Raw genomic sequence first — 19782 nt, forward strand, 5'->3', positions numbered from 1 at the left:
ACAATACGCAAAGGGCACGCAAAACTGCGTGCCCTTTTGCTTTCAGCGCGAGGCGCCGATCAATCCGATTCCACCGCCGTCGCCGATGCCCCGAACGGCGCCGACACGCCCGACGCGCCCGATGCCGCCGAAGGCTGGTCCGCCGAGGCCGTCGACGCGGATGTAGCCGACGAAAACAGCCGCATCCACGAATTGAACCGCCGCGTGTACGACAGGTCGACGCCCTGATACGTGCCGCCGTACGCCGTCACCGACCAGAATCGCGACAGGCTCAGCGTCGCTTTGATCGCGTTGGCCGCCGACTGAAGCCCCTGCTCGTAGCCGATCACGAGCCGCTCGTTGATCGCCTTCGAAATGAGCACGACCTGCTGATCCGTCAGGCCGACTTCGCTCGATCCGATGGAAAACTCATCGAGCCCGAAAGTCTGCGCAATGCGCTTGCCGCTCGACCCGCCGATCAGCGCGAGCGCGCTCGTCATCGCGCTCTGCTGACCGACATTGTTGCCCTGATCGGTGCCGTGGCCGAACAGCAACCACGAGAGCTTCTCGTTGTCGGGCACGTTTGGCTCCGAAATGAGCTTCGCCACCGGCGACTGCACCGTGCCCGTCACCTGTACGCCCGCCTCGATTTCCTGATTGCGGCGCATCGCCAGAATATTGATGCCGGGATTCGTCACTGGGCCGTTGAACGTGAAGAAGCCGTTCTCGATGTTCAGCTTGCGGCCGAACGCCGTGTACGTCGATCCGGGCGTCACGCGCACGTTGCCAACCGCGCGCAACGGCTGATTCGGCGCGCTCGTCGCGGTAATCGTGCCGGCAAGCCCGAGATCCGCGCCCGCGCCCTTGAAGCGGAACCGCTGCCCGAGATCGATATCGATGTTGGCGCGCGGCGTGAACGGCCCGACCGGCTTTTCCGTCGCGGCTTCGAACGACTTCGTGTTCTCGCCCTTCACCGTGCCGTCCGGACGCATGACCACGACATCGTCGCCGAGTGCGGGCGCCGAGCTTTCGGGCAGGTCGAAGAGTCCGTGATCGACGACGAACTTGCCGTTAATCGCCATGCCGCCTTCCCGCCCCGCATTCGCAATGCTCGCGCTTCCCGAGAGCATCAGTTGACGGTCCGGCGAGGCGAAGAGTTCGAGCTTGTCCGCGATGATGCTCGCCGTCAGATCCGGCGCTTCTTGATCGAGCCGCACCTTGCCCGTCGCCCGCAACGTGCCGCTCGCGCCGTGGAACTCGACCTGGCGGAAGTCGACGAGATTCTCCGACAGCGCAATCCGGATGATGCCGTCCTTCAATTGCACGCCCTGATCGACGACCGTCGCCGACACGTTGTCGCCCGTCAGCGAACCGGACACGGTCGGCTTCGCGACGATGCCCGCGATCGTCAGTTTCAGCGCGATCCTGCCGCCGAGCAGATAATTCGCGCCGAGCAGCCCACCGGTCGTGCGCAGTTCGGGGATAGTCGCGTCGATGGCGCCGGTGAGCGGCGCTTCGTCGGCGATGGTGAGCACGCCGTCGCGGGTGACGAGCGTCGTGTGCACATTGGCGTCGATCACGCCGATGCGGCTCGCCTGCGCATGCAGCGTCGCGTTCAGGCGATTGCCGCCGCTGAAATTCGCACGCGCGACGATATCGGAAATGCCGAGCGCGGCGACGCCCCGCGTGCCGTCGATAGACACGTCCCCGGCGCGCCGTTTGATCTGCGCGTAGCCGGTCGCGGTCGAGCCGAGCGAGAAGTTCCAGTCGCCGTCGAATACGAGGTCCGTGCGCAGCGACGACTCTTCGCCCGTCATCTCGCGCCGCACTTCCATCAAACGCGGCACGGAGAGATTCGTGAGCGTGCCGGCTGATTGCATGCGGCCGTTCTCCAGCGCGAACGACTTGAGGTTGAGCACCGCGCCCTCGGCGACCAGCCGCGTCGCCCCGAGCACGATGCGCTTCGGCCCGTAACTCACCGAGAGCGGCGCTTCCAGATTCACCGAGGGCGTGCCCTTGTTCGACAGCTTCGTGATGGTGCCGTCCCAGTGCGGGCCGTCGGCGGCGTCGGTGAACTTGCCGTTCGCGCCGAGCGCCAGATTCACCGCCTGCCCCTGCACCTTGCCCGTCGCGGTGACGGCGAGCGTGTGCTGCATGCGGGTGCCGTTGAGATTGGCGTCGAGCGTGGCGACTTCGATGCCCGTCGTGCTCGCGTCGCGCGCCTTTAGCGTGAAGACGAGCGCGCCGTTGGCGCCGTCGCGGATATCGGCGCGCCCTTCGGCATGGCCGAGCCGGTTCGCGCCGAACACGACGCCATCTGCCTGATAGTTCGCCGCGACGTTCGGGTGCGCGAGCGAGCCGGTCAGATCGCCATCCGCCTTCACCGTACCCGCGATGCCGAAGCCGAGCCGCTCCAGTTGCGGCGCGTTCACGCGAAAGCGCAACCGGTCGCCCGGCGCGCCGAAGCTGCCGTTCAGATCGACATCGTTGCCCGCAACCGAAAGCTGGGCCGCGCTCGGCAGAATGCGCATACCCGCCACCTGCACGGTGCCTGCGCCGGTGAGCGGCAAGTTGTCGTAGGTGCTGTCGTTCAGCTTGAAGGTGGCTTTCGCGGTGAGCGTCGGGGCGAGCATCCCGGTCGCCGCGAGCGTGCCGTTCACGCGGGCTTCGACCACACGCTGCGCCGGCGCTTTCTTCGCCGCGGGCTTCGGCTGGATCAGTTGCTGCGTCAGCAGAAGCGGATTGAAGTCGATGAACTTCGCTTTGACGTCGTAGCTCGAATTCGCGTCTTTCTTTAGCGCGCCGCTCGCCTCCACGCGGCCTTTCCCGACGATCAGCTTCACGTCGTCGAGCGAGGTCGCTTTCGGATCGAGTTTCACCTTCGCTTGCGCGCGGATGGCGGCGCGCGGATCGTTCAGATCGGCGGTGACGGTTTGCGTATCGCCCGCCAGCACGACGCGCACGGGTCCCGCAAAGTCGGTCGGCCGCACGCTCGGCTCGATTGCGTTGAGGTCGAGCTTCGCCACGTTCAGGTCGAACTGTCCCTTGCCGTCCGACAGCGCGCCGCCGCCCGTGATCGTGGCGTTCTTCAGAAGCCGCACGTTCAGATCCGCGATGCGCTGCGCCGACGCGTCGAGCCGCACGTCGGCGCGGGCGTCGATGAGCGGCAGCAGCTTCTTGTCGATGGAACCGGGCTTCGCATTGACGATGGACACCGGCCCGCTCACCACGAAGATCTTCGCGTCCGGCTCCGGCTTCAGTTCGGCGCGCACGGCGAGATCGGCGGCGGGCGCGCCCGCGCTAAACGCCTGCGGATTGATGTGATCGGCGGTGACGATGGCGAGCTTGAGCGGCACGTCGGCGAACGGCGTCGCTTCGACGTGCGCCTGGCCGGCGAGCTTCAGACCGCTCGCCTTCACGTCGGCGACGAGGTCTTCGAGCGAACCGGAAAGGCGCGCGCCGACCTGCACCGTCTCGCCGCTGACCTTGCCCGCGTAGGTCGCGTCGCCCGTGAGCGGGAACGGACGCGCGCCGCCGTCGAGCTTCGCGGCCGCCGTCACCGAGCCGAACGGCGTTTCCAGCCGCTGCACCGTTGCTTCGTGATGCTGGCCGTCGCTGCGCCCGTTGAAGAGCAGGCGCGAGAATTCGGTTGTCGTCGTCGCCTGATGCAGCCGCAATTTTTCGACGCTCAGGTCGCGGATCGCGAGCTGGATCGGCAGGCGAAGGTCCTTCGGCAGTTCCGTCTTCTTGCTCGGCTCGTTCGACGGCGCGATGCGCGCGTCGATGGTGCCGACATGCAGATAGTCGATGGTGAAGCGCAGCGGATCGCGCGTGAGCGACCAGCGGCCCGAGACGCTGTCGACGGCGATGTCTGTGCCCTTGCCGTCCAGGCTCTTCCAGTGGACATCGCGCAGTTGCAGGCCCGTGGCGACCGCGCCGCCGTCCAGCTTGCCGGTGAGCCGGCCGCCGAGAAGCGACGTCGCCGCCTGCCACAGATAACGCGTGCCGGGCTCGGTCGTGAGCGCGAGGAAGACCGTGCCGAGCGCCAGCACGACGATGATCAGCGCGACCAGCACCAACGCCGCGAGCCAGCGCAGCAAGCGCCGTCCGCCGCTGCGGCGCGGCGGCGTGTTCGGCGCTTGCCCGTTGCCATTGCCGTTGCCGCCTGCTTGCGTGTCGGGTTCCGTCATGCGTTCGTTGTCGGGGAGATCGCTCATGACATCCTCAGAACGCGATGCCGAGCGTCAGATACGGCTTGATGCTCTTGTTCTTCAGGCCGTATGCGACGTCCACGTTGACCGGCCCCACCGGGCTGCGCCAGCGCGCGCCGACGCCCACGCCCGGCTGGAACACGCGCTCGCTCCACGTATCGGTCGCCGTGCCGATGTCGAAGAACACCGCGCCGCCCCAGTCGTGCGTGAACCAGTGCTGATACTCGCTGCTTCCCGTCACCATGTACTTGGTCGGCAACACCGAACCGGCGACATTGTGGCCGATGCCCAGATAGCTATACCCGCGCACCGAATTCGCGCCCCCCGCGCGGAACAGAAGCGACGCGGGCACGCCGCTCGACGGCCCGCTCGTGAACACGCCGCCGAACTCGGCGCGGAACACGAAAAGATCGCTCTTGCCGAGCGGCAGGTACTGCTGCGCGTTCGCGTAGAGGCGCGCGAAGGTCTGATCCGTCATCACATTCTTGACCGCAAAGCCCGCTTCCGCCCGGATCACGTTGCCGCGGCGCGGGAACAAAGGATCGTCGACATCGCGGCGCACCCACGTCCACGCGGGCACGAGCGCGCGCGCCGTCGACGGGTTCGGCTCGTTCTGCGTGAGACGGTCGTCGTAGAACGTCAGCGAATACGTGGTGTCGATGTTCTGCGTCGAGCGCGAACGCTGCACGCCGACGCGCGAGCTGTAGATCTTCGTGTCGGAGACGTCCGTGATCGTGTACGAGCCGAACACCGCGTTGACCCAGCCGCGCGAATCCGGCGGCATGGCGAGCTGCACCCGGCCATACTGCTGCGTCTGGTCGAGCCGGCCGGAAATGGTGAACGGATACGCCGCGCCGAACGTGTTCAGATAGCTGTAGGCGCCCTGAATGTGAAAGCCCGTGTCCGTCGCATAGCCGACGCCGTAGCGCACGCTGTTGTACGGATACTCGCTCACCTTGATATGCAGCGGCGTCTCGATGGGCTTCGTGACGTCGTTGCTCGCGTCGATGGCAACGCTCGCGTAATACGGCGTGTTCTGGACCTGCCGCTGCAATTCGTTGACGCGGGCGATGTCGTAGATTTCGCCTTCGTGAATCGGATTCACGTTCTCGATGATCTTCTGCGGATAACGCTTCGTGCCGCTGATGTCGAGCTTGCCGAAGGTGAAGGTCGGGCCGCTGTCGAACGTGACCGAGAGATCGGCCATCTGCGTGCGCGGATTGATGCGCGCCTGCGAGCGCACTATGCGCGCGCCGAGATAGCGGCGCGATTGCAGCGCGCGCAACGCCGCGCTCTTCGCGTCGTCCCAGGCGTGTTGCGAAAAGGCGTCGCCTTCGTTGATCGAAAACGCGAAACGCGCGGCGTTTTCCTGCGTGCGATCTTCCGTGGCCACCGCGCCCGTGAAGTTGAGCTGCACCGAGGCAACCTTCGTCTGCGGACCGGGATCGACGCTGACTTTCACCGAACGCTTCTCGCCCGCGCTGTTGACGTCCGTGCGCACGACGGGCGTGAAATACCCTTCGGTCGCGACGAGATCGCGCACGTCTTTCGGTGTGGCCGTGACGAGAAACTGGAACTGGTCGTCGCTGACGTCGTCGCGCTTGGCGAAACGCGCGAGATCGAGGTGATCCTTCAGCAGCTTCCTGATGCTGCGCGGCGCGTCGATGTCCACGTCGTATTTCGCGAAAGCGGGCGTCGCGGCGGCCAGCGATAAAAATGCCGCGACTGCCGCCGATGCGAAACGGGACCCCGCGACGGCAGCCCGCCGGTTGCGGCCGGGAGGCGCAAACGGTTCCGCTGTGCGCGATCTTGCGGCCAGGCCGCGCAGCGCGCGCAGCGAATCAGACAAACGCCCCGCCAAACGTGACCTCCGGCATCGGGATGAGTGGAATCGAAAGGTGAAGCGGTCCAGCGAGTGCGGCTTTCGCGCCGGCTTCGCGCGGTTCGGCGCGTCGCCGCGCCGCACGGCGCAGGCGCTATTTCACCACATCGATGCGCCCGGGCACGTAAAAAAGCGCCTTGCGGCTTACGGCCGTGCGCCGTTGGACGGCGCGAGGCACCAGCGGGTTCCACACACGAGCCGCCGAACGGGCGGATAGGCGTGGACCGCGCCCTGGCTTGCGGTAAAATCGCCGACGCACGCGCGCGCCGCCAGCCTGGCCCGCAGCCTTCAGGCAATCGCCGACCGGCGCGCCGCCCTTCATCGAACCGAATCGACTCAACGGAAGCCGCATCATGTATCAGTCGGACATCACCCAGTTCATCAATCAGCTGAAAGCGCAGAAACCCACGCTGGAAGACGAACAGCGCCGCGGCCGCGCGCTCTTGTGGGACAAGCAGCCCGTCGATCTGGACGAGCGCGCGCGTCAGCAAACCTCGCGCGTGAAGCAGACGCCCTACGTGTACTACCAGAACTTCTGAACGTGAGCGCCGGCCAGGAGCCGCAAGCAGCGCGGGAAGATGCACGCGAAAGCCGCGACGTGGCGCTCGCCGCGCCCGCGACCGATTCGACGCCCGACACGATCGACGGCGTCGCGATCGCGCATCTGTACGGCGAGCCGCTCTGGAAGCTGCCGACGGATCTGTACATTCCGCCCGACGCGCTCGAAGTCTTTCTGGAAGCGTTCGAAGGCCCGCTGGACCTGCTGCTCTACCTGATCCGCAAGCAGAATTTCAACGTGCTCGACATTCCGATGGCGGATGTCACCGCGCAGTATCTCGGCTACGTGGACCAGATTCGCCAGTCGAATCTGGAACTGGCGTCGGAATATCTGCTGATGGCGGCCATGCTCATCGAGATCAAGTCGCGCATGTTGCTGCCGGTGAAGAAGGCCGACACCGGCGAGGACGCCGAAGACCCGCGCGCCGAACTCGTGCGGCGGCTGCTCGAATACGAGCAGATGAAGCTCGCGGCGCAGCGCATCGACCAGTTGCCGCAACTCGGCCGCGACTTCCTGCGCGCGGAGGTGTATATCGAGCAGGCGTCGGTGCAACGCTTCCCGGACGTCGACATGAACGACCTGCGCGCCGCCTGGGCCGACGTCATCAAGCGCGCGAAGCTCGTGCAGCATCACAAGATTTCGCGCGAAGAGCTTTCGGTGCGCGAGCACATGAGCATCATCCTGCGCCGCCTGCAAAGCGCGCGCTTCATGGAGTTCACGGAGCTTTTCGATACGTCGCGCGGCGTGCCGGTGGTCGTGGTGAACTTCATCGCGATGCTGGAGCTGTCGCGCGAATCGCTGCTCGAAATCACGCAGGCCGAGCCGTATGCGCCCATCTACGTGCGGCTGGCGTACTCTCCTGCCTAAGAACCCGATTTTCTCCCACCTTTGCCCCGGGGCAGCCGATGTTTACGCCGCCCGCCAGGAGACACCCGCTCGATGAAAGTCATCAGCTCGATCCATGAACTGCGCGACCAGTTGCGCGGCCAGAACCGAACCGCCTTCGTCCCGACGATGGGCAATCTTCACGAAGGCCATCTCTCGCTGATGCGGCTCGCGCGCCAGCACGGCGATCCCGTGGTCGCGAGCATCTTCGTGAACCGCCTGCAATTCGGCCCGAACGAAGACTTCGACAAATATCCGCGCACGCTGCAGGACGACATCGAGAAGCTGCAAAGCGAGAACGTCTACGTGCTTTTTGCGCCGACCGAAAAGGACATGTACCCGGAGCCGCAGCAGTATCGCGTGCATCCGCCGCACAACCTCGGCGACATTCTCGAAGGCGAATTCCGCCCCGGCTTCTTTCATGGCGTGTGCACCGTCGTGATGAAGCTGATGTCGTGCGTGCAGCCGCGCGTCGCCGTATTCGGCAAGAAGGACTATCAGCAGTTGATGATCGTGCGGCAGATGTGCCACCAGTTCGCGCTGCCGACGGAAATCGTCGCCGCCGAAACAGTGCGCGACGAAGACGGCCTCGCGCTCTCTTCGCGCAATCGCTTTCTGTCGCCTGCCGAGCGCGCGGAGGCGCCGCAGCTTGCCGCGCAACTGCAGCGCGTGCGCGAAGCCGTGTTGTCAGGCAATCGCGATGTCGCCGCGCTGGAACGCGACGCCATGAACGCGCTCGCCGCGCGCGGCTGGAAGCCCGACTACGTGAGCGTTCGCAAGCGCGCCGACCTGCTCGCGCCGGGCGAGGCGGACGCGGATGCGCCGCTCGTCGTGCTCGCGGCGGCGAAGCTCGGCGCGACGCGCCTCATCGACAATCTGGAAATCTGAAGGAAGTCAGCAACATGCAACGCACCATGCTCAAATCGAAGATCCATCGCGCGACGGTCACGCACTGCGAGCTGCACTACGAAGGCTCGTGCGCCATCGACGAAGATCTGCTCGAAGCGGCGAATCTCCTGGAGAACGAGCAGATCGACATCTGGAACGTGAACAACGGCGAGCGCCTGACCACCTACGCGATCAAGGGTGAGCGCGGCAGCGGCATGATCTCGCTCAACGGGTCGGCGGCGCGGCGCGCGCAACTGGGCGATCTCGTCATCATCGCGGCATTCGCGCAGGTGGACGAAAAGGAGATCGCGGCGGGCTGGAAGCCGAATCTCGTGTTCGTCGATGAGAACAATCGCATCAAGGGCAGCCGCGATCACGTGCCGACGCAAAACTGGACGTAAATCGTCGGAGATTTGCCCGCATGAAGCCGGCGCATCCGTCATGGAGCGCCGGCTTATTTATTTCTTCTGCGCCCAGTCGATGATTGGCTGCCACTGCTCCAGATCTTTTTCGACGCGGCTTTGCGCGACATCCCAAATCGTGAGGCCGTGCGCGGCGAGTTGCACATAGTTTTGCGTGTCGCGCAGAAAGCCCAGCACCGGCAAGTCCAGCCCTCCCACGAAACGATGCAATTGCTCGGCCGAGCGCGTGCGCGCATCGACGCGCATGCCGACCACGCCCACCTGAATCGAGCCTTTGCGAACCGCCTTTTCCTTCGCCAGCTTCGTGAGGAAGTCTTGCGTCGCGAGAATGTCGAACATGGATGGCTGCAACGGCACGATGACCTTGTCGGCCAGTTGCAGCGCCAGCGCGAGCCGGTTGCCGTGCACGCCGGCGGGTGTATCGACGATGGCTTTTTCTAGTCCCTTGGGCGGCTTCGCGGGCGTGTCCGGATCGACGCCCCATTGCTCGATTTTCGGCAGCGTATCGACGCGCAGCGAGAGCCAGCCGTGCGCGGAACGTTGTTTGTCGAGATCGGCGAGCGCGACCCATTCGCCGTTCGCGGCGAAATAGCCCGCCAGGTTGGTTGCGAGCGTGCTTTTGCCGACGCCGCCCTTCGGATTTGCCACCACGATCACGGTCATGAAATGTCCTGATATTTGTTCGGCGCGCGAGAAAGTGCGAAAGGCGCGCACGGTTTCGTCGTTTAGAACGAATACATGATTCGAGCCGTTGATAATATCGGCAAACGACACGCGCGGCACGCTGGCCGGTTGGCCTATGGCGCGCGCTCTTTCCTCTCTTGACGGATGACCGCTCATGCCACTTCGCCCCGACGTCACGCTCGATTTCCTGCGCAACCGCCAGAAAGGCCGTCTGCCTGATCTGCTCGGCATCGAGTTGCTTTCGCTCGATGAAGGCGCGCTATCCGGCGAACTCGTGATCCGCCCGGAACTGCTCGCGCCGAACGGCTTTCTGCACGCGGCGACCGTCGTCGGGCTCGCGGATACGTGCTGCGGCTACGCATGCATCGCGCATTTGCCGGAGAAGGCGCAGAACTTTACGACGCTCGAACTCAAGAGCAACCACGTTTCGACGGCGCGCGAGGGAAAGATCGTCGCGAAGGCGAGCGCGGTGCATCTCGGACGCAGCACGCACGTGTGGGACGCGACGGTGACGAACGGCGACGGCAAGCTGATCGCGATGTTTCGGTGTACGCAGATGATCTTGTATTGACGCGTCTAGGCGAACAACCCCGCCACCGCATCCAGATCGAGCGACTGCGCGAACGCATCCGCGAGCCGCTCCAGCGACGCCTCGCGCAGCGCCGGATAATCGAGCGGCGCGGCATCATCGACGCCCGCCCACGCGAGCAGCGCGGCGCAGGCTTCGGGCGTATCGAAGACGCCGTGCAGATACGTCGCGGCGATTTGTCCATCGTCCGATACCGCGCCATCGACGCGCCCCGAATCCAGCGCGATCAAAGGCCGATCCAGCGCCGCGCCGCGCGTGCGGCCCATGTGGATCTCGTAGCCGCGCACGGTCGCTGAATTCGAATCGATCAGCAAGCGCCCGCTCACGTTTTCCAATTGCTTCTGCGGCGTCAGCACCGTGTACAGATCGAGCAGACCGAGACCCGAAACACGCCCAGCCGCGCCTTCCACGCCATCCGGATCGTCGATCTCGCGCCCGAGCATCTGCATGCCGCCGCAGATGCCGAGCACTTTCCCGCCGTATCGAAGATGCCGCGTGATCGCGCGATCCCAGCCGTGCTCACGCAGCCAGGCGAGATCGCGCTGCACGCTTTTCGACCCCGGCAGCACCATCAGATCGGCAGGCGGCGGCGCGACGCCCGCGCGCACGTATTCGAAATCGACCTGAGGATGCGCCCGCAGCGCGTCGAAGTCCGTGTGATTGCTGATGCGCGGCAGCGCGGGCACGATCACCTTCAGCGCGGCCCGTTCGCTCTGCGTCCGGGAATCACGCGGCAGCATGTCTTCGGCATCGAGCGTGAGGCCGTGCAGATAGGGCAGCACGCCGAGCACGGGCTTCCCTGTCTGCGCTTCGAGCCAGTCGAGCCCCGGCTTTAGCAGCCCGATATCGCCGCGAAACCGGTTGATGACGAAGCCTCGCACGCGCGCCCGCTCGCTCTCCGACAAACACGCGAGCGTGCCGACCAGATGCGCGAACACGCCGCCGCGATCGATGTCCGCCACGAGCACGACAGGGCAATCGACGCGCTCCGCGAAGCCCATGTTCGCGATGTCGCGGTCGCGCAGATTGATCTCGGCGGGACTGCCCGCGCCTTCCACGATCATGGCATCGAATTCGGCCTGCAAGCGCGTGTAGGACTGCAGGACGGCATCGAAGGCAATGCTCTTGTACGCGTGATAGGCGCGCGCGTCGAGATTGGCGTGCGCGTGGCCGTGGATGATGACCTGCGCGCCGCGATCGCTCGTCGGCTTGAGCAGGACCGGATTGAAGTCGATGCGCGCCGGCACGCCCGCCGCCACCGCCTGCAACGCCTGCGCGCGGCCGATCTCGCCGCCGTCGATCGTCACCGCGCTGTTGAGCGCCATGTTCTGCGGCTTGAACGGCGCGACGCGCACGCCGCCGCGCCGCGCGAGACGGCACAGGCCCGCGACGAGCGTGCTCTTGCCGGCATCGGACGTGGTGCCCTGAATCATTAAAGTCCCGCGCGGAGTGAAGGGCATCGGAGGATTCCCATGAAGAACGACGCGCTATCTTAGCCCGTCAGTACAATATTGCGATGACCCCCGACCTCACGTTCATCCTCGGCGGCGCGCGCTCCGGCAAAAGCGCGCACGCCGAACGCCTCGCCGAAGAAAGCGGCCTGCCCGTCACCTACATCGCGACGGCGCGTATCGGCGACGCGGAGTTCGCCGAGCGCGTGCGGCATCATCGGGCGCGCCGGCCCGCGCACTGGACGCTCGTCGAAGCGCCGCTCGATCTCGCGGGCGCGTTGCGCGAGGCGGACCGCGCGGGGCACTGTGTGCTGATCGACTGTTTGACGCTCTGGCTCGCCAACTTGCTCTGCCCTTCCGATTCCGTGTTCGACAAGCCCGCCACGCTGCCGCCCGCCGCCATCGAAGCATTCGATGCCTTCGACCGCGCCCTCGCCGATGCGCGCGGCAAGGTCATCGTCGTGAGCAACGAGATCGGGCTCGGCGTGGTGCCGCTCGGCTCGGTCACGCGCCTTTACGTGGACGAACTCGGCCGGCTGAATCAGCGCGTCGCGGCGGCGAGCACGCGCGCCATGTTGATGGTCGCGGGCCTGCCGCTCGGGCTCAAAGGCTGAAGGTCAGAACGCCATGCTTCTTCTTTCCGTCTACGCGATGTCGCTGCTCGCCGTGCTCGGCGTGATCGTCGATCGCATCTTCGGCGAGCCGCGCGGACGGCACCCGCTGGTCGCCTTCGGCAACTTCGCGACGAAGCTCGAAGCGCGGCTCAACACCGGGCGTCGCGCGCGGCCGGCGGGCATTCTCGCGTGGATCGCCGCGGTGGCGCCGCCGGTTTGCATCGCGTGGCTGCTGGTGAGCGTGCTGCCGTTCGCGTATGCGTGCATCGTGCATGTGATGCTGCTGTGGTTCGCACTCGGCGCAAAGAGCCTGCGCGAGCACATCGCGCCGATTGCACGGGCGCTCAGTCTCGGCGATATCGATGGCGCGCGCGCGCTCACGTCGCGCATCGTGTCGCGCGACACGTCGCAGGCGGATGAGCTGGCGCTGTCGCGCGCGGCGGTCGAATCGGCGCTGGAAAACGGCAACGATGCGATCTTCGGCGCGCTCTTCTGGTTCGCGGTCGCGGGCGGGCCGGGCGCGCTCGCGTTCCGGCTAGCAAATACGCTCGACGCGATGTGGGGCTATCGCACGCCGCGCTATTTGCGTTTCGGCTGGGCGGCGGCGCGCTTCGACGACGTGCTCAACTTCGTTCCCGCGCGCCTCACGGCGGCGAGCTACGCGCTCACGGGCGACACCGGCATGGCGTGGCACTGCTGGCGCACGCAGGCGCGCTCGTGGGACAGCCCGAACGCCGGTCCCGTGATGGCCGCGGGCGCGGGCAGCCTCAACGTGCTGATTGGCGGCGCGGCGGTCTATCACGGCGTGCTGGAAGCGCGGCCGACGCTCGGCGCGGGCCACAACGCGACGCCCCGGCATGTCGTCGCGGCGCTGCGGCTCATCGACCGTTCGGTGCTGCTGTGGCTCGCCGTGTTTCTGGTCCTCGCTGTTTTGAGTGTGACGACGAATGCCTGATCCGATTCTCCACGGCGGAAATCTGCGCGAAGCCGCGCGCCGCTATTCGATTGCGCTCGACGACTGGCTCGACCTTTCGACGGGCATTAACCCGCGCGGCTATCCGGTGCCGGCCGTGCCGCCCGACGCGTGGCGGCGCCTGCCCGAAGACGACGACGGTCTCGCCGATTGCGCAGCGCGTTACTACGGCGCGCCGCTCGCGTTGCCGGTGGCGGGCTCGCAAGCGGCCATCCGCGCGCTGCCATATCTGCTCGAACGCGGCACGATCGGCATCGCGCCGCTGACATACGGCGAATACGCGCCGGCGTTCGTGCGCGCGGGGCATCGCGTGGAGCCGCTCGATGTCGGCTGCGCGGAGCCGCCTGCGTCGCTCGATCACGTGATCATCGCCAATCCGAACAACCCGACCGCCGAGCGGCTCGACCGCGAAACGCTGCTGCGCTGGCACGCGCAGTTGGCTTCGCGCGGGGGAACGCTGATTGTCGATGAAGCCTTCGCCGACGCCGATCCACGTGCATCGCTTGCCAGCGAAACAGCACGTGATGGACTCGTCGTGCTGCGCTCGGTCGGCAAGTTCTTCGGGCTGGCGGGCATCCGCGCGGGCTTCGTGCTCGCCGCGCCTGCCTTGCTCGACGCGTTGCGGGACATGCTGGGCGCGTGGACCGTCGGCGGACCGGCGCGGCATGCGGTGATGGCTGCCTTCGGCGATCTTGCGTGGCAGCTTGAGACACGCGAGCGTTTGCAGCGCGACGGCGCGCGGCTTGCCGCGATGGTCGCGCGACACGGGTTCGATGTGCGCGGCACGCCGCTGTTCACATGGACGCCGACGCCGCGCGCGCCCGCGCTGCAACACGAACTGGCGACGCGCGGCATCTGGACGCGGCTCTTCGAGCCGCCCGATATCACGCCGAGTCTGCGCATCGGTCTGCCGGGCAGCGAAGGCGACTGGGCGCGGCTCGAACGCGCGCTCGCGGAGATTGCGGGATGAACTTGCGCCTGAATCTTTGCCCAAGCGTCGCCGGGTTGGCGATAGATCGCGCTGATTGCCTGCAGCCACACGGGCGCTTTGTTGACGCTTATAGCGCCACGGAGATCGCCGGATGAACGCGTTCACACGTCCCTACTCATGCGTCGCCGTCTGTGCGATAAAACGCGCCGACACTCAGCGGCCATTTGGGCGTTTTGTGGACGCTTCTAACGCCACGGAAATCGCCGGATGAACGCGCGCACATGCAACCTGCGTCTCATCGCATGCGTCGCCGGCTTCGGGATGGAGCCCGTTGACCATCACCGGCCACACCGTCGCTCTGGACTCTTCCAATGCCACCGAGGTTGCCGATTGAATGCGCGCACTTTCAACCTGCGTCTCATCGCATGCGTCGCCGGGTTGGCGATGAATGGCGCCGACCGTCAGCGGCCACGCGAGTGCTCTGTTGACGCTTTCAACGCCACGGAAATCGCCGGATGAACGCGCGCACATGGAAACTGCGTCTCTTCTCATGCGCCGCCGTCTTCGCGGTGGATCGCGCCGACCGTCAGCGGCCATACGGGCGCTTCGATGACGCTTCCGGCGCGCACGAAAATCGCCACATGAACGCGCGCAAGTGGAACCGCTATGCAGCTACATGCGCCGCCGTCTTTGCGATGAACCACGCGCACGCGTCGCTCACCGTCACGGACGACACCGGCGCCCCCGTGACGCTTACCGCGCCCGCGACGCGCGTCGTGAGCCTCGCGCCGCACGTCACCGAGTTGCTGTTTGCGGCGGGCGGCGGCGCGCGCATCGTCGGCACGGTGACCTACAGCGACTATCCGAAGGAAGCGCAGACGATACCGCGCGTCGGCGACAACAAGGCGCTCGATCTGGAGCGGATCGTCGCGCTGCATCCGGACCTGATCGTCGTGTGGCGGCACGTCAATGCCGCGCGTCAGACCGACAAGTTGAAGGCGCTCGGCATCCCGCTCTATTTCAGCGAGCCGAAGCGTCTTGCCGATATTGCCGCCAGCATCGACAAGCTCGGCGCGCTGCTCGGCACGGAAGACACGGCGCGCGCCGCATCGACGGCTTTCACTCGCGACATCGCGGCGCTGCGCGCGCAGTACGCGCAACTGCCGCCGGTGCGCGTGTTCTATCAGGTCTGGGACGATCCGCTGATGACGCTCAATCGCGACAACGTGTTCAGCGAAGTGATCGGGCTATGCGGCGGCGTGAACGTGTTCGCTGCCGAAGCGCCGCGCGTGCCGACCGTTTCGACCGAAGCCGTGCTCGCCGCGAATCCCGAAGCGATCGTCACCGCGACGCCCGGCGCGACGAAGCCCGATCGCCCGTTGCCCGCGCTCGACCGGTGGAAGCAATGGACGTCGATGACGGCGGTCGCGCGTGGCAATCTGTTCGGCATCGACGGCGATCTGATCAATCGGCCGACGCCGCGGCTTGCGCTCGGCGCGGCGCAGCTTTGTCGCGATCTGGATGTGGCGCGCAAGCGGCGCTAAGCACGCCCTACGCGTTCCACCGCACAAGCCCCCACCCCGTATCGAACCGACGAAACTGCACGATCCCACCGAACGCGAGCGGCCATTGCAGCGCACTCGCCCGATCCACGCGGAGTAGATGCGCCGCGAGCACGCGCACGACGCCCGCGTGCGCCACCACATGCACCGCACTCGAAGCATCGGCGCACGTGTCATCGAACCATCCGGTCACGCGCTCGCTGAACTGCGCGAGACTCTCGCCGCCGTGCGGACGCGCGTGCTCGATATCGGCGGCCCACGCGTCGATGAGCGCGCGGTCGATATCGTTCCACGCGCGGCCTTCCCATGCACCGAAATGCAGTTCGGCGAGCCGCGCGTCGATGCGGGCCGGGCCGAGCGCCGCGGCCAGCAAAGCGCATCGACGGAGAGGGCTCGTGTGCCATCCATCGACGCACGCGGGAACATCGAGCGAACGCATACGCGTCGCAACTTCGTGCGCCGAATCGCGCGCATCGCGGGCAAGCGGCACATCAGTTTGGCCGTAGCACGTGCCTTCATCGACCGCGACGGCCGGGTGACGAATCAATACGAGGTCCATGCGAGCCCGACGAGATAGATCGCGATTTCGAGAATCTGCTGCGCGCAGCCGAGGCAATCGCCCGTATAACCGCCGATGCGCCGCACGAAGTAGCGGCCCGCCATCACGCGCAGCAGCGCCAGCACGGCAAGTGCGACGCAAGCGAACTTCCAGCCGATGCAAAAGAGCCAGGGCAAGCCGAACAGCATCGCGACCGCGAAGGACGTCGCGCTCATGCGCTGCGCGACGGGCTTCGCCTTGCCTTCGGCACGCACGTAGTCGAGCGTGACTAGATAGCTGATGGCGACCGTTCGGCTCGCGGCATGCGCGGTGATCATTAGGATTCCTGCGCGCATCGGTGGCAACGCGCCGAGACTTTGCCACTTGAGCGCGAACGCGATCACGAGCGCAATTGCCCCGAAAGCGCCGATGCGCGAATCGTGCATGATGCGCAGCACGTCGTCGCGCGTGTAGCCGCCGCCGAAGGCATCGGCGCAATCGGCAAGTCCGTCTTCGTGGAACGCGCCGGTGAAGATGAGCGTCGCGGCCATCGAAAGCAGCACCGCGACGCCCGCAGGAAACACGCGCAGCGCGGCAAGATACACGAGCGCCGCGACGCCGCCGACCATCGCGCCGACAAGCGGAAAGTACCGCGCCGCCGCGTTCAGATAGTCGCGCTCGAAGCCGACCCAGCGCGGCACCGGCACACGCGTGAAATAGCCGAGCGCCGTGAAGAAATAGCGCAGTTCGTCGAGCGGCCGGTTCATGTCAGGCGGGCTTGTTCGAGACGCCCGCCGAATCGAAGCTCGCCATTTCGTCGACGAACGCGACCGCCGCGCGCAAGATCGGCAGCGCGAGCGCCGCGCCCGTACCTTCGCCGAGCCGCAGATCCAGCTCCAGGAGCGGCGCGGCGTCGAGATGCGCGAGCATACGCCGATGTCCCGCTTCGTTCGATGCATGCGCGAACACGCAATACTCGCGCACTTCCGGTGCGATCCGCGACGCGACGAGCAGCGCGGAAGTGGCGATGAAACCATCGACGAGAATCGTCATGCGCGCTTCAGCCGCCGCGAGATACGCGCCCGTCATCATCGCAATCTCGAAGCCGCCGAAGGTGGCGAGCGTGTCGATGGCGTCGTCATTCGCTGCCTGCGATGCCAGCGCGCGCCCGAGCACATCGCGTTTATGCGCGAGGCCGCGATCGTCGAGGCCCGTGCCGCGCCCGACGCATTCGTCGATAGGCAGCGCGCACAGGCGGCTCATCAGACACGCCGCCGCCGACGTGTTCGCGATGCCCATTTCGCCGAAGCCGATCACGTTGGTCCCGAGCGACGCGTGATGCCGCACGCGTGCCGCGCCGCGCGCGATGCCTTCGAGCGCCGTTTCGCGCGCCATCGCCGGTTCGTGCGCGAAGTTGCGCGTGCCGAGGCCGAGCGACAAGCGTTCGTAACCGTGGTCGATCGAAATGGGCGTGGCGACGCCCGCATCGACCACTTCGAGCGCCATGCCGACCGAGCGCGACAACGCGTTTATCGCCGCGCCGCCCGCGAGAAAGTTCGCGACCATCTGCGCCGTCACTTCCTGTGGATACGGGCTCACGCCTTCAGCCGCGATGCCGTGATCGCCCGCGAAGACGATCATCGCGGGACGCTCGATGCGCGGCTTCGTCGTCTGCTGGATCACGCCCATTTGCAGCGCCAGCGTTTCAAGCCGGCCGAGGCTGCCGGGCGGCTTCGTCTTCATGTCGATGATGCGGCGCAGTTCCGGTTCGATGCTGCGGTCGAGCGGGCGGGGCTTGGGCAGCGCGTGAGCAGTGGACATCGGCGTTCCTCGTCAGAATGGGTGAAGCGAAGGCACGAGCGCCTCATGCTCGCCATCGCGGATCAATATCAGCGGATAGCCGAACGCCGCGCTCGCCCGCGCAGGCGTGAGCACGTCGGCGACGGCGCCGACATGCGCGCCGCCCTTGCCGTCGAGCAAGAGCGCGTGCGTGGCGAAGCGGCGCGCGAGGTTCAGGTCGTGGCACGAAAAGACGATCGCGCGTCCTTCGTCGTGCGCGGCGGCGGCGAGCGCATGCAGGCAGTCGATCTGATGATGCAGGTCCAGATGCGCGAGCGGTTCGTCGAGCAGCAGAAGCGGCGCTTGCTGACAGAGCACGGCGGCGAGCGCCACACGCTGACGTTCGCCGCCGGACAGCGTGAGCACGTCGCGCGAAGCCAGGTCTGCAAGACCGAGCGCATCGAGCGCCGCGTGCGCGGCGGCGCGGTCGTCTTCGCTTTCCCAGCCCCAGCCCGTCAGATACGGAAAGCGGTTGAGCAGCACGGTGTCGAGCACGGTCGCGCTGAAGGCGTCGTGCGTGCTTTGCGGCATCAGCGCGCGTTCGCGGGCGAGGTCCGCCGCGCGCCACGACGCGAGCGCCCGGCCGCCGAGCGTGATCGCGCCCGACGCCGGCTTTGCGAGCCCCGCGAGCACGCCGATGAGCGTGGTCTTGCCCGCGCCGTTCGGCCCCGCGATGCACCAGACTTCGCCCGCCGCGATGGTCGCAGAAAGGCCGTCGACGAGCGTTCGGGCGCCCGCGCGCAGCACGAGGTTGTCGACAGAGAGCGGCTTCATCGCGGTCTTCGCAGCAGCATCCACAGAAACATGGGCACGCCGATCAGCGCCGTGACGACACCCACCGGCAACTGCGCCGGCGCGATGACCGTGCGCGCGGCGAGGTCCGCGCTCATCACGGCGAGCCCGCCCGCGAGCGCGGCGGCGGGCACGAGCATACGCTGGTCGTTGCCGAACGCGAGCCGCAGCAAATGCGGCACCACGAGCCCGACGAAGCCGATGGTTCCTGCCGTCGTCACCGCAGCCGCCGCCGCGAGCGATGCCACCAGATACACGCGCAGCCGCAGGCGTTCGACCGGCACACCGAGCGAACGCGCCGTGGCTTCGCCGCGCAACAGCACGTGCAACTGCGGCGCGCACGGCACGATCAAGGCGAGCGCCACGCCGAGCGCGATCATCGCGGGCCACGGCGTCGATGCGCCGTTGAGGTCGCCGGTGAGCCAGAAGATCATGCCGCGCAGCCGGTTCTCCGGCGCGATGCTGAGTATCAGCGTGATGAGCGCGCCCCAGCCCGCCGCGACCACGACGCCCGTGAGCAAGAGCCGTGGCGAAGCGTCCTGCTCGCCGTGCCACACGTGCGTGCGCGCAAGGCCGAGCACCAGAACGATGGATGCCAACGCGCCAGCGCACGCCGCGAGATCGACGCCCCACCACGGCATCGACGCGAGCATCGCGGAAAGAGCGAACGCCGCCGCGCCGCCCGACACGCCAAGCACGTACGGTTCGGCGAGCGGATTGCGCAGCAGCACTTGCAGCAGCGCCCCGGCGAGCGCGAGCAGCGCGCCCGACGCGAAGCCCGCGAGCGCGCGCGGCAATCGCAGGTTAAGCACGATTTCGTCGGCGATGTCATGCGTGGCCGCGTGCACGTGCAGCAGCGCGGCGATGGCACGCGTCGGCGGCAGCGCGACGCTTCCGAGCGCGAGCGATGCCGCCAGCACGATGACGACCGCCGCGCCCAGCGCGAGCCAGATCGCGGCGGCGCGCGTTGCGTGCATCGCCTT

At 66.7% G+C, this 19782-nt stretch carries 19 protein-coding genes; 9 read left to right on the forward strand and 10 right to left on the reverse strand.

Annotation, left to right across the window (positions count from 1 at the left end):
* Positions 1-59: 59 nt before the first annotated feature.
* Together P9239_RS14780 and P9239_RS14785 are read right to left on the reverse strand one after the other, a co-directional pair.
* On the reverse strand, positions 60-4169 hold the full coding sequence (locus P9239_RS14780) for a translocation/assembly module TamB domain-containing protein (RefSeq protein ID WP_404980090.1): 4110 nt from the start codon (positions 4167-4169) through the stop codon (positions 60-62).
* A 34-nt stretch (positions 4170-4203) separates the two neighbouring features.
* Positions 4204-6009, reverse strand: coding sequence for an autotransporter assembly complex family protein (locus tag P9239_RS14785; RefSeq protein WP_309754063.1), 1806 nt, complete (start codon positions 6007-6009; stop codon positions 4204-4206).
* A 413-nt stretch (positions 6010-6422) separates the two neighbouring features.
* Between P9239_RS14785 and P9239_RS14790 the strand changes: the two genes are divergently transcribed.
* From P9239_RS14790 to panD, 4 genes are all read left to right on the forward strand, one after another.
* The gene (locus P9239_RS14790) at positions 6423-6611 is read left to right on the forward strand and encodes a DUF3460 family protein (RefSeq protein WP_175940608.1); all 189 of its coding nucleotides are present in this window, start codon (positions 6423-6425) and stop codon (positions 6609-6611) included.
* A gap of 59 nt (positions 6612-6670) precedes the next feature.
* Positions 6671-7498 carry a ScpA family protein gene (locus tag P9239_RS14795; protein WP_309754065.1) on the forward strand — a complete coding sequence of 276 codons (828 nt, stop codon included), beginning with the start codon at positions 6671-6673 and terminating at the stop codon, positions 7496-7498.
* A gap of 72 nt (positions 7499-7570) precedes the next feature.
* Complete coding sequence (panC, locus tag P9239_RS14800; protein ID WP_309752087.1) at positions 7571-8404, forward strand: pantoate--beta-alanine ligase; 834 nt, start codon at positions 7571-7573, stop codon at positions 8402-8404.
* A 14-nt stretch (positions 8405-8418) separates the two neighbouring features.
* On the forward strand, positions 8419-8805 hold the full coding sequence (gene panD, locus P9239_RS14805) for an aspartate 1-decarboxylase (protein WP_250499116.1): 387 nt from the start codon (positions 8419-8421) through the stop codon (positions 8803-8805).
* Positions 8806-8862: 57 nt separating this feature from the next.
* On the opposite strand, the gene P9239_RS14810 is transcribed toward panD, so the two are convergent.
* Positions 8863-9489: a ParA family protein gene (locus tag P9239_RS14810; protein ID WP_309752091.1), complete on the reverse strand. Its 627-nt coding sequence runs from the start codon at positions 9487-9489 to the stop codon at positions 8863-8865.
* A 175-nt stretch (positions 9490-9664) separates the two neighbouring features.
* Here P9239_RS14810 and P9239_RS14815 point away from each other — a divergent pair, with 175 nt between their 5' ends.
* On the forward strand, positions 9665-10081 hold the full coding sequence (locus P9239_RS14815; RefSeq protein WP_309752093.1) for a PaaI family thioesterase: 417 nt from the start codon (positions 9665-9667) through the stop codon (positions 10079-10081).
* 5 nt (positions 10082-10086) lie between these two features.
* Here P9239_RS14815 and P9239_RS14820 read toward each other — a convergent pair whose 3' ends face one another.
* Complete coding sequence (locus tag P9239_RS14820; protein ID WP_309752096.1) at positions 10087-11559, reverse strand: cobyric acid synthase; 1473 nt, start codon at positions 11557-11559, stop codon at positions 10087-10089.
* 56 nt (positions 11560-11615) lie between these two features.
* Here P9239_RS14820 and cobU point away from each other — a divergent pair, with 56 nt between their 5' ends.
* The 3 genes from cobU to cobD are packed head-to-tail and all read left to right on the forward strand — an operon-like array spanning position 11616 to position 14107.
* Entirely contained in the window at positions 11616-12164 is a 549-nt protein-coding gene (cobU, locus tag P9239_RS14825; protein WP_309752098.1) for a bifunctional adenosylcobinamide kinase/adenosylcobinamide-phosphate guanylyltransferase, read from the forward strand.
* Positions 12165-12177: 13 nt separating this feature from the next.
* Positions 12178-13119 carry an adenosylcobinamide-phosphate synthase CbiB gene (gene cbiB / locus P9239_RS14830; protein ID WP_309752100.1) on the forward strand — a complete coding sequence of 314 codons (942 nt, stop codon included), beginning with the start codon at positions 12178-12180 and terminating at the stop codon, positions 13117-13119.
* Positions 13112-14107 carry a threonine-phosphate decarboxylase CobD gene (gene cobD, locus P9239_RS14835; protein ID WP_309752101.1) on the forward strand — a complete coding sequence of 332 codons (996 nt, stop codon included), beginning with the start codon at positions 13112-13114 and terminating at the stop codon, positions 14105-14107. Before cbiB ends, cobD begins: the two co-directional genes overlap by 8 nt.
* Before the next feature lie 174 nt (positions 14108-14281).
* Here cobD and P9239_RS14840 read toward each other — a convergent pair whose 3' ends face one another.
* Positions 14282-14599 carry a hypothetical protein gene (locus P9239_RS14840; protein ID WP_309752103.1) on the reverse strand — a complete coding sequence of 106 codons (318 nt, stop codon included), beginning with the start codon at positions 14597-14599 and terminating at the stop codon, positions 14282-14284.
* A gap of 164 nt (positions 14600-14763) precedes the next feature.
* Between P9239_RS14840 and P9239_RS14845 the strand changes: the two genes are divergently transcribed.
* Positions 14764-15612: a cobalamin-binding protein gene (locus P9239_RS14845; RefSeq protein ID WP_309754067.1), complete on the forward strand. Its 849-nt coding sequence runs from the start codon at positions 14764-14766 to the stop codon at positions 15610-15612.
* 7 nt (positions 15613-15619) lie between these two features.
* Here the strand turns inward: P9239_RS14845 and cobC are convergent, their stop codons facing one another.
* Genes cobC through P9239_RS14870 form a run of 5 tightly spaced genes read right to left on the reverse strand, consistent with a single transcriptional unit; the run spans position 15620 to position 19776 of the window.
* Positions 15620-16189, reverse strand: a complete 570-nt coding sequence (gene cobC, locus P9239_RS14850; protein ID WP_309752105.1) for an alpha-ribazole phosphatase — start codon at positions 16187-16189, stop codon at positions 15620-15622.
* The gene (locus P9239_RS14855; protein WP_309752107.1) at positions 16174-16935 is read right to left on the reverse strand and encodes an adenosylcobinamide-GDP ribazoletransferase; all 762 of its coding nucleotides are present in this window, start codon (positions 16933-16935) and stop codon (positions 16174-16176) included. The genes cobC and P9239_RS14855 overlap by 16 nt, the downstream gene beginning before the upstream one ends.
* 1 nt (position 16936) lies before the next feature.
* Positions 16937-17989: a nicotinate-nucleotide--dimethylbenzimidazole phosphoribosyltransferase gene (gene cobT, locus P9239_RS14860; protein WP_309752108.1), complete on the reverse strand. Its 1053-nt coding sequence runs from the start codon at positions 17987-17989 to the stop codon at positions 16937-16939.
* A 12-nt stretch (positions 17990-18001) separates the two neighbouring features.
* Positions 18002-18781, reverse strand: a complete 780-nt coding sequence (locus P9239_RS14865) for an ABC transporter ATP-binding protein (protein WP_309752110.1) — start codon at positions 18779-18781, stop codon at positions 18002-18004.
* Positions 18778-19776 carry a FecCD family ABC transporter permease gene (locus P9239_RS14870; RefSeq protein ID WP_404980089.1) on the reverse strand — a complete coding sequence of 333 codons (999 nt, stop codon included), beginning with the start codon at positions 19774-19776 and terminating at the stop codon, positions 18778-18780. Before P9239_RS14870 ends, P9239_RS14865 begins: the two co-directional genes overlap by 4 nt.
* Positions 19777-19782 lie beyond the last annotated feature (6 nt).

The organism is Caballeronia sp. LZ062 (assembly GCF_031450785.1).
GTDB lineage: Bacteria > Pseudomonadota > Gammaproteobacteria > Burkholderiales > Burkholderiaceae > Caballeronia.